Consider the following 12,185-nt stretch of genomic DNA (forward strand, 5'->3'; position numbering starts at 1 on the left):
GACGTCCGGGCGGCCCCTGGTCGGTAGACGGGACGGGTGCAACTGATCGGCAACGGTGGAGAACGGTTCGACGACGTCCGCGAGATCGGGGTGCTCCGGGGCGGGGGCCTCGGCGACCTGCTCTTCGCGGTGCCGGCGCTCGAGGCCCTGGCAGCGGCGTACCCCGACGCGCGCATCACCCTGCTCGGCACGCCGACCGCCCCGGCGGTGCTGCGCGGCCGGACCGACGCCGTGCACGCGTTCGAGGAGCTGCCGGTCGTCCCGGGCGTCCGGGACTCCGGCGAGGGGGCCCCGACCCGCGCGGACTTCGAGTCGCGGCTCGCCGGACGCTTCGACCTCGCCGTGCAGCTGCACGGGGGCGGACGGAACTCGAACCCGTTCCTGCTCCGGCTCGGCGCCCGGCACACGGTCGGCACCGCCACCGAGGACGCCGAGGTCACGGAGCGCTGGGTCCGCTACGTCTACTACCAGCACGAGGTCCTCCGGGCGCTCGAGGTCGTGTCGCTCGCCGGTGCTGCACCGGTGACCCTCGACCCCCGCGTGCGCGTCTCCGACGAGGAGCGCGCGGCGGTCCGCGACCGGCTCGGCGTCCGCACCGCGTCGGACCGCAGCGGGCGGCTCGTCGCGATCCACCCGGGGGCCACCGATCCGCGGCGCCGCTGGAGCCCGGACCGGTTCGCCGCGGTCGCCCGGGCTCGGCTCGCCGCCGGTGACGACGTCGTCCTCGTCGGTGACGCCACGGACGTGCCCGCTGCGGGAGCGATCCGGGCCGCGCTGCCCGCCGACACCGCGGACCGCGTGCACGACCGTACGGGCGCGCTGTCGCTCACCGACCTCCCGGCGGTCCTCGCGGCGGCGGACGTCATGGTCGGCGACGACTCCGGCCCGCGGCACCTCGCCGTGGCCGTGGGCACCCCGACGGTGGGCGTGTTCTGGTTCGGCAACGTGGTGAACGCCGGTCCGTTCGACCGCGGTCGGCACCGCGTCCACCTCTCGTACGTGACGCGGTGCCCGGTGTGCGGGGTCGACGTGACGCAGGTCGGGTGGACGGCCGAGCGCTGCGCGCACGACCCGTCCTACGTCGACGAGGTCGAGCCGCAGGCCGTGCTCGCCGACGTCGCGGACCTGCTCCGCACCACGTGACGGGAGGCGCGGTGCGGGCCCGCACCGCGCCTCCCGTCCGTCAGACGGTCGCGTCTACGGCCAGCTCTGCTCCGTCGCCGGCATGATCGACAGCTCGCGGATCTCGCAGCCGGCCGGCTGCGCGAGCGCGAACAGGATCGCGTTCGCGACGTACTCCGGCTCGATGAGCTGCGCGTCCGGCCCGGGCTTGTACTGCTCCGTGCGGTCGGCGAAGAAGTTCGTCCGCATGCCCGCCGGGATCACGTTCGTGACGCCGACGCTGCCGCCGGTCTCGGCGGCGAGGGCCTGCGAGAACCCGCGGACGCCGAACTTCGACGCCGAGTAGGCGGTGCCGTCGCCCACGCCGCGGAGGGCGAGCGAGGACGAGATCGTCACGACACGGCCGTGCGTCGCCTCGAGCGCCGGCAGTGCGGCACGGACCACTGCGGCGGTCCCGAGCAGGTTGACGGCGACGATGCGCTCCCAGTCCCCGGAGGAGATCCCGCCGATGGGCGCCGGCTTGTCGATCCCGGCCGCGGTGACGACGGCGTCGAGACCGCCGTGCCGTTCCGCAGCGTCGCGCACGGCGCGCTCCGTTGCCTCGGTGTCCGTCACGTCGACCGCGACCGCGTCGGTGCCCTCGGGCACGGCGTCGACCCGCAGGTCGAGGACGATCGGGGTGCCGCCGGCCTCGGCGACCGCCTGGACGACGGCGGCTCCGAGTCCGGAGGCGCCGCCGGTGACGAGGACACGGCCGATGGGGGTGGTGGGGACGGGCATGGACTTCCTTCCGTAGGGGGTCTGGGGGTGCTCAGCCGACGTGCTCGAGCGCGGCGGCGAGGCGGGTCGTCGAGCGGCCGGGGTGGAACGGGACCGTGACGACGCGGCCGCCCCACTCGCCGAGGGTGGCCGTCTCGGGCAGCTCGCTCGCGGTGTAGTCGCCGCCCTTCGCCCACACGTCGGGTCGGAAGCGGCGCAGGGCCTCGTCGGGCGTCTGCTCGTCGAACACGACGACGGCGTCGACGCAGTCCAGCGCGAGCAGGAGTTCGACGCGGTCGTCCTGGGTCATGATCGGTCGGTCGGGACCCTTGAGCGCCCTGACCGAGTCGTCCGAGTTCAAGCAGACGACCAGGCAGTCGCCGAGCGCGCGGGCGGCGGAGAGGGTGCGGGCGTGCCCGGCGTGCAGCAGGTCGAAGCAGCCACCCGTGGCCACCACGGTCCCGCCCGTGTTCCGCACGTCGTGCACGAGGCGCATCGCGTCGCGGTCGGCGCCGGGGACGGGCACGGGTGCCGGACCCTCCTGGGCGAAGAGCGCCGTGACGCCGCCCGCGGCGAGGTACTCGGAGGCCGCGGTCACCCCGGCGGTGACGGCCTCGGCGACGTCGGCTCCCGAGGCGAGGGCGACGGCCACACCGGCGGCGAGACGGTCGCCCGCGCCGCAGGGGTCGCCTGCGGTGACGGCGGGTGCCGGGACGAAGCGGTTGCCGTCCCTGCTGCTCGCGACGAGTGCGCCGCGGTCGCCGAGCGTCACGGCGACGGCGCCGACGCGCCACGTTGCGACCAAGTGGGCCGCTGCCGCGGTGGCGAAGGTGACGTCCGCGCTGCCGGCGCTGCCCGCGCCCGCGTGGGGTGCCACGACCGCGTCGGCGGTGAACCGGCGCGCCTCGGCGGAGTTCGGGGTCACGACCGCGACCCCGGCGACCGGAGTGGCGCCCTTCGGGTGCGGGTCCCAGACGACGGGGGTGCTCCGGGCCGCCCGGGCGAGGGCCTCCCGCATGGTCGGGGCGGCGGCGACCCCGCGGCCGTAGTCGGCGACGACGACGGCGTCGACCCCGTCGAGGGCGGCGGTCATCGCGTCGGTGACGTCCGGGACGGGCGGGGTGCCGCACCCCTCGTCGATCCGCACGAGCGCGTGGTCGACGACGCGCACGCGGGTCTTCACGGGCGTGGGCGCTCCGGACGGGCCCGCGACGACGGAGACGTCCGGGAGCAGGCTGCGGATCTCCGGTCCCCTGGAGTCGTCGGAGAGCACGGTGACGAGGGTCACGTCGTGGCCGTCGCGCGCGAGCATCGTCGCCACGAGGCCGGCGCCACCGGCACGGCGGTCGTCGGTGCGGACGTCGACGACGGGCACGGGCGCGTCGGGGCTGAGGCGCTCGCTCGTGCCGGAGACGTCGACGTCGAGCAGGGTGTCCCCGACGACGGCGATGCGGAGCCGCGGCGCGGTCGCGGACCCGTGCGGCACGGTGGGGTTCCCGTGCGGCCCGGTCATCGCCGTGCCCCGCGGCGGAGCGCCGGTTCCATCGCCCGGCACAGTGCGTGCACGAGGACGAGCTGCGCCTCCTGCACGTTCGCGGAGGGCCCGTCGATGCAGATCGCGTCGTCGACCGCCTCGGCGAGCGGGTTCGGCCGCGGCCCCGTCATCGCGATCGTCCGGGCCCCGACGGCGCGGGCGGCCTCGGCGGCGCGGAGCAGGTTCGGGCTCCGGCCGCTCGTGCTCAGCAGGACGAGGACGTCGCCGGCCCGTGCGTGCGCCGAGACCTGTCGGGCGAAGACCTGGTCGAAGCCGTAGTCGTTCCCGATGGCCGTCACGGCGGAGGACTCGGCGTGCAGGGAGATCGCCGAGTACGCCGGGCGGTCCCCGTCGAAGCGACCGGTCAGCTCGGACGTGAGGTGCTGCGCCTCGGCCGCCGACCCGCCGTTGCCCGCAGCGAGCAACCGGCGTCCGGCGACGAGCCGCGCGGCGATGTCGTCCGCCCAGGCGCCGATGTGGTCGCCGTGGTCGACGAGCGACGCGACCACGGGGACCGAGGCCGCCACGTGGTCGAGCACGATCCGCGCACTGGCGCTGGTGCGCTCGTCGACGGTCCCCGTGCGTTGGGCGATGGTCATCGTGCCGTCCTCTCGGTGGACTGGGTGGAGCGGGCGGCCCGTCCGGCCCGTGGACCGCGGGTCTCGGTGTCGATCGGGGCGAGGGCGTCGGGGACGGGGGCGGCGACCGACCGGCTGCCGGCGAGCAGCCGCTCGTAGACCCGCTCGCTGTCCGCGGCGACCTTCTGCCACGTGTAGCGCGCCTCGGCACGCTCGCGGCCGGCCCGTCCGTACTGCGCCCGTCGATCGGGGTCGTCGAGCAGACCGCCGACGGCCGCGGCGACGGCGTGCTCGTCGCGCGGGGGCACGTGCAGCCCGGTGGCGTCCTCGACGACGGTGTCGATCAGCCCCCCGACGCTCGACGCGACGACCGGGCGTCCGCACGCCATCGCTTCGAGCGGGACGATCCCGAACGGCTCGTACCAGGGCGCGCAGACGACGACGTCCGCGCTGCGGTAGACCGCGGGCATGTCGTGCTGTCCGAGCTGGCCACGGAAGGTGACGTGGTCGCGGACACCGAGGGACCGCGCGAGCGCGTCGAGGCGCTGGTACTCCGGGTCGTCCGGGAGGTCGGCGCCGGCGACCCCGGCACCGCCGACGACGACGAGTTCGACGTCGCGACCCTCGTGCACGAGCGCGGCGAGTGCGGCGATGGTGGTCCCGACGCCCTTGCGCCGGACGAGCCGCGACGCCGTGAGGATCCGGGCGGCACGGCCGCGCTCCTCCACGGGGAGACCCGCGCCCTCGGGTCGGAACAGCGACACGTCGACGCCGCAGGGCACCACGGAGATGCGGTGCAGCGGGACACCGAGCGCCTTCAGCTCGAACGCCTCGTCCGAGCACGTCGCCACGACCTGGTCGGCGCTGCGGCCCACCGCGGGCTCGAGCCACTCGCGCTCGGCCGGGCTCGTGTCGGCAGCGCCCTGGTGTCGGCGCTTCACGACCCCGAGCGCGTGGAAGGTCTGGACGACCGGGATGCGGACGCCGCCGGTGCGCGCCTGGACCTGGGCGACGGCTTCGAGGGCCGCGTGCCCGGACATCCAGAAGTGCGCGTGCACGACGTCGGGCCGGTCGACGAACCACTCCGCGGCGAGCACCGACGCGAAGGTCCCCATGTACGGGAAGAGGTCGTCCTTCGGCACGGCCCGCGCGGGCCCGGCATCGACGTGCACGACCTCGACGCCGGGGCGGAGCAGGACGCGCACGGGCTGGTCGGCGTCGTCGCGGCGCGTGTACACCGTCACCCGGTGCCCGCGGTCCGCGAGCGCGCCCGACAGTTCGGCGACGTGCACGTTCTGCCCGCCGGCGTCGACCCCGCCGAGGACCGCGAGCGGACTCGCGTGCTCGGACACCATCGCGATCCTCATCGCGCACTCCCTTCCAGCGCGGCGGAGGCCGTGCGGTTCCGCGTCACGGCGCGCGTCACGGCGTCGTCGAGCAGGTCGTCCCAGTCCGCGGTGAAGCGGCCGAGTGCGTGCCGCGCGAGCGCGGCCTCGCGGGCGACGGCACCCCGTCGGCGCGCTTCGTCCGGGTCCTCGAGCAGGGTCCTGGAGGCGCGGACCAGCTCCTCGACGTCCGTCGCGATCGCGCCCGCCTCGGCCGGGACCGTGCGGCCCGCGTCCGTCGTCGCCAGGACCAGGACCGGCATCGCCAGGTGCATCGCCTCGATGAGGGACAGTCCGAGGGACGTCCACCGGTTGGGGTGCACGTAGGCGCGGCGCTCGGCGAGGGCGGCGTGCATCGGGCCGGCGGGCACGTCGCCGCGGGCGACCACACGATCGCCGAAGCCGAGTTCGGGCAGGCGCTCGGTGCCCATGCCCCAGACGTCGACCGGTGCGACCGCGGCGAAGCGGGGGAGCAGGTCGGTCCCGACGACGCGGCCGCGGCGCACGGGTTCGTTGATGACGACGCCGAGTCGGTCGAGCGTGCCGGTGTACCGGGGCCCGGGGTCGACGACGCCGTGCTCGACGACCGTGGTCCGCGTCGAGCCGCAGTCCCACATGAGCGCGTTCCAGTGCGTGACGTGGGCGATGGTGACGTCGTCGCGGTCCCGCAGCGGGTGGCGGCTGTTCGGCACGTCCACACGGGGTGCGTTGTGCTCGACGAACACCATCGGGACCTCGCGCCCGCCGAGCAGCCGGCGCGCCTCGTCGAGTTCCTCGGGCCGCTGCAGCACCACGACGTCGACCTCGGCGTCGGCGACGTCGGCCGGGTCGATCTCGACGACGGAGGCCGGCCAGGCGCGGTCGGCACGGCCGAGCCCCCAGGCGTCCCGGGCGGGCGTGGTCGGGACGAGGTACTCGTGCTGGCCGCGGACGAAGGCGTCCATCCAGCCGCCGTGCACGTGCCACACGAGGATCCGCATGCGGGGCCTTCCGGTCGGGATGAGGAGAAGAAGAGGAGGAGCAGTGCGGAAGCTACGCAGCACCTTCTGGCGTGCTCCGCAGACTTCTCCGGACCATCCGGGAAGCGCGGTCGAGCAGCCGCCGATGCGCTTCGAGGACGTCCTCGATGCGCACGGAGGACAGGCACGGGTGACCCGGTACCGGGCACTCGCGCGCTCGGCTGAGGCGGCACGGAGCCCCCTGGTCGCCGAGCAGTTCGACGAGCGGTGCGTCCGGCGCCCACTTGACGGCCGGGACCACCGGCGAGAACAGGCTGACGATCGGCACGCCCACCGCTGCGGCGAGGTGCGCCGGCCCCGTGTTGCCCACGACGACGACCTCGGCACCGGCCAGGACCGCCGCGAGTTCGGCCGGCGTGGTGCGGCCGCCGAGGTCGATCGCGGTGTCGCCGGCGACCCGCGCCGTCAGGGCGCGCTCGCCCGGCGAGCCCGTGACGACGACGGCGGTGCCCTGCGTCGCGTACGCGGCGACGAGTGCCCGGTGACGGTCCTCCGGCCAGGCGCGGGCCGGGACGCTCGCGCCGGGGTGCACGACCACGTACCGGTCCAGCCCGGCCACCTCGGCAGGCGGGGCGACGTCGAGACGCACGCCGAGCCTCCTGGACGCACCCGACGGCAGTCGGTACCCGGCGGCCTCGGCGATGCGGAGGGCGCGCTCGGGTTCCGGGACGTCCTCGGGGAGGTCCTCGCCGGGTCGGAGCCGCACGTCGAGCAGTGAACCGGGGTGGTCGACGCTCGCGCCGGAGACACGACGGACGCCCGCGAGGCGGAGCAGCAGCGCGACCGGCAGCGGCGACTGGTGGAACGAGGTGAGGACCACGGCCTCGTCGGGCGCCTCCTCGGCGACCAGGGCGCGGAAGTCGGCGAGCAGTGCGTCGTCGATCGGGCGGGCGGTCTCGGTGACCCACGGCGCCGCCCAGACCCGGACCCGGTCCACGCCGGGCAGCAGGTCCGCGGCGGGCGCACCCTGCGGCCCGCACAGCATCGTCACGTGGGACGCGCCGGCGGCCACGGCCCGGACGGCGGGCCCGGCGACGAGGACGTCGCCGAACGAGTCGAGCCGGACGACGAGGACCCGGGGTCCGGTCCTCACGACCGCACCGCCCACACGTGGTCGAGGACGAGCGCGACGGCGTCCTCGATCGTCGCCGCGACCGTCGGCGCGGCGTCGACCTCCTCCTGCCGGGTGCGCGGCGTCGGGACCAGGACGGCCTGGGCGCCCGCGGCCAGAGCGGCGCCGACGTCCGCGCCGATGTCGCCGACGACCACGAGCTCGGACGGGTCGAGGCCGAGTCGTCCGGCCGCGTCGAGGACCATCCCGGGCCGCGGCTTCCGGCACGCGCAGTCGTCGCCGGCGTCGTGCGGGCAGACGCACCACACGTCGAAGGGTCCGACGAGTTCGTCCACCCGGGCGTTCGTGGCGTCGACCTGCTCGCGCGTCGCCATCCCCTTCGCGATCACCGACTGGTTCGTGACGACCCCGAGCGCCAGACCGGCTGCGCGAGCACCTGCCACTGCTCGACGCGCGCCGGGGACGGGCACCACCCGGTGCGGGTCGGCGTTGTACGGGACGTCGATGACGAGCGTGTCGTCCCGGTCGAAGAGGAGACCGCGCACGGTGCGGTCCGGAGCGAGGGCCATGCTCCTGACGTACCGACCGCGGGCCGGTGACGGGTTCAGGAACAGCCGCGGAACGCGTTCCCGGACGGGCGGGCGGCCGCGTCCGTCTACCGTCGGCGCGGTGACCGCCGTCGACACCCTGCCCCCGTCCGACGGGCGCCCCGAGATGCTCGTGCTCCGCGCCATCAAGCTCGGCGACCTGCTCGTCGCCGTGCCCGCACTGCACGCGCTGCGCCGCGCCTTCCCGGGACACCGGATCTCGCTCGCGACGACGGCCTGGCTGGCGCCCGTCGTGGAACTGGTGCCCGACGTGAACGTGCACCTCGCCCAGCACGGTCTGGACCACCCGATCGGTGCACCCGCGGGCGCGGTCGACGTGGCCGTGAACCTGCACGGCGCCGGGCCGGAGTCGTCCGACCTCGTCGCCGCGCTCGGTGCCCGTCGGGTGATCGGCCACGCCGACCCCACGAACGGCTTCGACGGACCGGAGTGGCCCGACGCGGTGCACGAGCGCGACCGCTGGGCCGACCTGCTCCGGTGGCACGGGATCGAGGCCGACCCCGACGACGTCGCGATCGCCCGTCCCGACGCGCCGCCGGTCGCCGAGGGTGCCGCGGTCGTGCACGTCGGCGCGTTCCACGGTGCGCGGCACTGGCCGACGGACCGCTTCGCCGCCGTGGTGCGCGGACTGCGCGAGCGCGGCCTCGACGTGGTGCTGACGGGAGGCGCGGACGACGTCGAGCGCGCCGCCGCCGTCGCGCAGGCGGCCGGGCTGACGCCGGGGGCGGTCCTGGCCGGCGTGCTCGCACTGCAGGACTTCGCGGGCGTGATCGCGGCCGCACGGCTCGTCGTGACGGTCGACACCGGTGCCGCGCACCTCGCGTCCGCCTACGGCGTCCCGTCGGTGGTCGTCTTCGGTCCGGCGCCGCCGGAGGCGTGGGGGCCGCCCGCCTCCGGTCCGCACGTCGTCCTCACCGATGCCTCGGTGCGGCGCGGCGACGTCTTCGCCGAGGACCCGGACCCCGCGCTCCTCGCGATCGGACCCGACGACGTGCTCGCCGCGGTGGACTCGCTCGGCGTGACCGACCCGTCCGAGGCCCGGTAGCGTCGACGGGGAGCGACCCGGACGCGCCGGGTGCTCGCGAGGAGGCGCACGTGTTCGAAGCCGCGAACATCCGGGACTGGATCGGCCTGCCGGTCGTCGACGAGGCGGACGACAAGGTCGGGACGCTCGAGAGCATCTACTACGACACCGCGACGTCCGAGCCTGCCTTCGGCGCGGTGACCACGGGGATGGTCGGCTTCCAGAAGCTCCTGTTCGTGCCCCTGACCGGAGCCCTCGTCGCGCCGAAGCACCTGCGTGTCGCGTACCCGAAGAAGACCATCAAGGCCGCGCCGACGATCGCGACCGACGGCGAGCTCGACGCGTCGCTCGAACCGGAGGTCTACCAGCACTACGGGCTCGAGTACCGCACCGGCAGCGGGGGAGAGCGGCGCCTGGGCCGTCGCTGACCGCGGCGCCCGGTCGGTCGCTGACCGCGGCAGCCGGGTCGACCGGTTAGCCTGGTCTGTCCGACCCGTCCCTGGAGGCCGAACCTGCTCCGCTCCGTCCGCTCGACGCTGCTCGCCGTGGTGGCGGCCTTCGTCGTGCTCGCCGGATCGGTCGCGGGTGGTGGTGCGGCGTCGGCTGCACCGATGTGGCCGGTCCCGCAGCCCTACCCGGTGACCGGTGTGCCGGCGGAGACGCTCGCGGACATCCCGCCGGGCAGCGAGTACGTCGCGCTCGGCGACTCGTACTCCGCGGGGTACGGGCTGTCCGACCCGACGCACCTGCCGACGAGTGCGTGCGGGCAGTCCGCCCAGGACTACCCGCACCGCATCGCCGCGCGCTTCGGGCTCGCCCTCACCGACGTCACGTGCGGCGGCGCCACGAGCGACGACGTCACGAGCGGCTTCCAGTTCAAGGGTGTGCCCCCGCAGATCCGGTCGCTGTCCGAACGCACCCGCCTGGTGACGCTGACGATCGGTGGGAACGACGCCGACCTCTTCGGCACCGCGGCGTCCTGCCTCGCGCTCTCGGCGAAGGGCCCGGTGTTCTCCGGCCGCGACGCACCCTCGTGCCGGAGCACGCTCGTGACCGACGGCGAGGACCTGCTCGGCACGAAGATCGAGTCCCGCGTCGCCCTCGGCATCGCCGACACCCTCGCCGCGGTCAAGGAGGCCGCGCCGAACGCGACGATCGTCTTCCTCGGGTACCCGGCGATCTTCCCGGACGCCGACCACACGCCGAAGGGCGGCTGCTTCCGGTCCGCCCTCGACCTCGGGACGCTCGCGGGGTCCTTCCCGACGAACTCGTACCCGTTCACGAACACCGACGTGCGGTACCTGCACGGCGTGCAGGAGGCGCTGAACGACGTCTCGGCGTCGGCGGCACGAGCAGCCGGGGTCCGGTTCGTGGACGTGTTCTCGTCCACCCAGGCGCACTCGGCGTGCGCGACGAAGAAGCCTTACGTGTCGGGCGTCTCGCTCGACGGCACCGGCGACCTGCGGCGGATCGACCTCGAGCCGGGAGCCCTGCACCCGAACACGCGGGGCGTCGCCTACCTCACGAAGCGCGTGGCCGCCGCCGCGCGCGACCTCGCCGGCTGACCGGTCGCGGCGGGGACCTCCGCGCTGCCGACGTCGTGTGCGCCGTGCGCCGCCCGTGGGACCACGCACACCGGCGACGCCGTCTCCCGCAGGACGTCGTGCAGCACCGACCCCGAGAGCGCCGTCACGTGCCCGAGGCCGAGCACGACGAGCGAGGCACGGCGGGTGTGCGCGGCGATCGCGTGCCCCGGGTGCCCCTCGACGAGCAGCGGGTGGAACCGGACGCCGGGGTACCGAGCGGTCAGGTCCGTCGTGACCCGCTGCAGCAGCTCGGCGTTCCTGGTGCGCCACCGCATCGGGTCCTCGGCGAAGTCCGTGAGGCCCGTGCGGGTCAGCACCGGCATCTCCCAGGCACGCAGGAGCGTCACGCGACGGTGGAGTCGGTGCGCCTCGTCGACGGCGATCGCGAGGGCGCGTTCGTCGATCGGCTCCTCGACCGCGAGGACGACGTCGCCGTCGATCGGGTGCGGTCCCTCCGGCACGACGACCGTCGGCACCGCTGCACGTTCGGCGACCCGGGCCGGGTCCCCACCCGCCGTCGAACCGCGCCGGCCGCGGAAGGTCCCGACGACGAGCAGGTCGCCACCGTCCGACTCCTCGACGAGTGCCGCGGCGAAGGGCCCGGCGTGCCGACGCACCTCGACCCGGACGTCGGGCATCGCGGTGCGGGCAGCGTCCGCCAGGGCGTCGGCCACGCGCTTACCGTCGGGTCCGGTGCGCCCTTCGATCGCCGGGTCCACGCCGATGACCCGGATGCGTTCGATGCCCGTGCCGACCCGGGACGTGACCCAGTGCAGGGCTTCCTCGTGCGGCTTCGCCGCGTCGGCGGCCAGTGTGACCGTCGTCCACCGTTCGTCCATCCCGATCGACCTCCTCGTCCGGGGTCCTCCGGGGGCGTCGCCATGGCGCTCCTTGCGCTGCAAACTACTCCCGTTGCCCGCGGTGTCACCGTTGCCCGCTGTGTAGCCTCGCGCTGTGGTGTTGAGCGCTGGACTCCTGCTGTACCGGGACGACGACGCCGGCGTGCAGGTCTGGATCGCGCACATGGGCGGGCCGTTCTGGCGGAACCGCCCGCGCGCGTGGTCGATCCCGAAGGGGATCGTCGAGGGGGACGAGGACCCGCTCGACACCGCACGGCGCGAGTTCGCCGAGGAGATCGGGGTCGCCGCACCGGACGGACCGGTGACCGACCTCGGCGAGGTGCGACAGGCGTCCGGCAAGCGCGTGCGGGTGTTCGCGGTCGACGCCCCCGGCTTCTCGGTCGATCGGGTGCGGTCGAACACGGCGCTGATCGAGCTGCCGCGGGGCTCCGGACGGTTCGTCGAGGTGCCGGAGGTCGACGACGCACGCTGGGTCCCGATCGACGAGGCGTGGTCGATGGTCGTCGCGGGACAGGTCGCGGCGCTGGACCGGCTGACCGCGGAGTGACCGACCATCACGAACGCGTCTCGTTCTGGACGGACTTCGCGCCCCGTGGATAGCGTGAGCAAGCGTCGAGAATCCGGCGTCTGGCTCAGGG

General features: G+C 75.1%; 13 protein-coding genes. 5 read left to right on the top strand and 8 right to left on the bottom strand.

The features are described from left to right. Nucleotides 1-36: 36 nt before the first annotated feature. Nucleotides 37-1,143: a glycosyltransferase family 9 protein gene (locus BJK06_RS17405; protein WP_070418944.1), complete on the top strand. Its 1,107-nt coding sequence runs from the start codon at nt 37-39 to the stop codon at nt 1,141-1,143. 54 nt (nt 1,144-1,197) lie between these two features. Here BJK06_RS17405 and BJK06_RS17410 read toward each other — a convergent pair whose 3' ends face one another. From BJK06_RS17410 to BJK06_RS17440, 7 genes are read right to left on the bottom strand one after another with little or no spacing between them, the layout of a single operon-like run. Further along, nucleotides 1,198-1,902: an SDR family oxidoreductase gene (locus tag BJK06_RS17410; protein ID WP_070418945.1), complete on the bottom strand. Its 705-nt coding sequence runs from the start codon at nt 1,900-1,902 to the stop codon at nt 1,198-1,200. Between the two features lie 31 nt (nt 1,903-1,933). After that, nucleotides 1,934-3,394, bottom strand: a complete 1,461-nt coding sequence (locus BJK06_RS17415) for a PfkB family carbohydrate kinase (protein WP_070418946.1) — start codon at nt 3,392-3,394, stop codon at nt 1,934-1,936. After that, on the bottom strand, nt 3,391-4,014 hold the full coding sequence (locus BJK06_RS17420) for an SIS domain-containing protein (RefSeq protein WP_070418947.1): 624 nt from the start codon (nt 4,012-4,014) through the stop codon (nt 3,391-3,393). Before BJK06_RS17420 ends, BJK06_RS17415 begins: the two co-directional genes overlap by 4 nt. Further along, nucleotides 4,011-5,360, bottom strand: coding sequence for a glycosyltransferase (locus BJK06_RS17425; protein ID WP_070418948.1), 1,350 nt, complete (start codon nt 5,358-5,360; stop codon nt 4,011-4,013). The genes BJK06_RS17420 and BJK06_RS17425 overlap by 4 nt, the downstream gene beginning before the upstream one ends. Beyond that, the gene (locus tag BJK06_RS17430) at nt 5,357-6,358 is read right to left on the bottom strand and encodes a glycosyltransferase (RefSeq protein ID WP_070418949.1); all 1,002 of its coding nucleotides are present in this window, start codon (nt 6,356-6,358) and stop codon (nt 5,357-5,359) included. The genes BJK06_RS17425 and BJK06_RS17430 overlap by 4 nt, the downstream gene beginning before the upstream one ends. 52 nt (nt 6,359-6,410) lie before the next feature. Continuing rightward, complete coding sequence (locus BJK06_RS17435; RefSeq protein ID WP_070419591.1) at nt 6,411-7,490, bottom strand: glycosyltransferase family 9 protein; 1,080 nt, start codon at nt 7,488-7,490, stop codon at nt 6,411-6,413. Further along, complete coding sequence (locus BJK06_RS17440; protein ID WP_070418950.1) at nt 7,487-8,038, bottom strand: HAD-IIIA family hydrolase; 552 nt, start codon at nt 8,036-8,038, stop codon at nt 7,487-7,489. The genes BJK06_RS17435 and BJK06_RS17440 overlap by 4 nt, the downstream gene beginning before the upstream one ends. Before the next feature lie 100 nt (nt 8,039-8,138). Here BJK06_RS17440 and BJK06_RS17445 point away from each other — a divergent pair, with 100 nt between their 5' ends. The 3 genes from BJK06_RS17445 to BJK06_RS17455 all read left to right on the top strand — a co-directional run bounded on the left by BJK06_RS17445 (nt 8,139) and on the right by BJK06_RS17455 (nt 10,666). Further along, entirely contained in the window at nt 8,139-9,122 is a 984-nt protein-coding gene (locus BJK06_RS17445; protein ID WP_070418951.1) for a glycosyltransferase family 9 protein, read from the top strand. 50 nt (nt 9,123-9,172) lie between these two features. Beyond that, the gene (locus BJK06_RS17450) at nt 9,173-9,529 is read left to right on the top strand and encodes a PRC-barrel domain-containing protein (RefSeq protein ID WP_070418952.1); all 357 of its coding nucleotides are present in this window, start codon (nt 9,173-9,175) and stop codon (nt 9,527-9,529) included. A 117-nt stretch (nt 9,530-9,646) separates the two neighbouring features. Then, the gene (locus tag BJK06_RS17455; protein WP_070418953.1) at nt 9,647-10,666 is read left to right on the top strand and encodes an SGNH/GDSL hydrolase family protein; all 1,020 of its coding nucleotides are present in this window, start codon (nt 9,647-9,649) and stop codon (nt 10,664-10,666) included. Here BJK06_RS17455 and BJK06_RS18740 read toward each other — a convergent pair. Next, nucleotides 10,618-11,526 (bottom strand): universal stress protein, encoded by a 909-nt coding sequence (locus tag BJK06_RS18740; RefSeq protein ID WP_070418954.1) that lies wholly within the window; start codon nt 11,524-11,526, stop codon nt 10,618-10,620. The two genes, BJK06_RS17455 and BJK06_RS18740, sit on opposite strands and share 49 nt — an antisense overlap. Nucleotides 11,527-11,641: 115 nt before the next feature. On the opposite strand from BJK06_RS18740, the gene BJK06_RS18745 reads away from it, so the two are divergent. After that, nucleotides 11,642-12,094 carry an NUDIX domain-containing protein gene (locus tag BJK06_RS18745; RefSeq protein ID WP_070418955.1) on the top strand — a complete coding sequence of 151 codons (453 nt, stop codon included), beginning with the start codon at nt 11,642-11,644 and terminating at the stop codon, nt 12,092-12,094. Nucleotides 12,095-12,185 lie beyond the last annotated feature (91 nt).

The sequence above is a fragment of the Curtobacterium sp. BH-2-1-1 genome (assembly GCF_001806325.1).
GTDB lineage: Bacteria > Actinomycetota > Actinomycetes > Actinomycetales > Microbacteriaceae > Curtobacterium.

Coding starts and splice junctions, on each gene's coding strand:
- BJK06_RS17410 (WP_070418945.1), bottom strand. CDS start 1,902: ATGCCCGTCCCCACCACCCCCATCGGCCGTGTCCTCGTCACCGGCGGC.
- BJK06_RS17415 (WP_070418946.1), bottom strand. CDS start 3,394: ATGACCGGGCCGCACGGGAACCCCACCGTGCCGCACGGGTCCGCGACC.
- BJK06_RS17420 (WP_070418947.1), bottom strand. CDS start 4,014: ATGACCATCGCCCAACGCACGGGGACCGTCGACGAGCGCACCAGCGCC.
- BJK06_RS17425 (WP_070418948.1), bottom strand. CDS start 5,360: ATGAGGATCGCGATGGTGTCCGAGCACGCGAGTCCGCTCGCGGTCCTC.
- BJK06_RS17430 (WP_070418949.1), bottom strand. CDS start 6,358: ATGCGGATCCTCGTGTGGCACGTGCACGGCGGCTGGATGGACGCCTTC.
- BJK06_RS17440 (WP_070418950.1), bottom strand. CDS start 8,038: ATGGCCCTCGCTCCGGACCGCACCGTGCGCGGTCTCCTCTTCGACCGG.
- BJK06_RS18740 (WP_070418954.1), bottom strand. CDS start 11,526: ATGGACGAACGGTGGACGACGGTCACACTGGCCGCCGACGCGGCGAAG.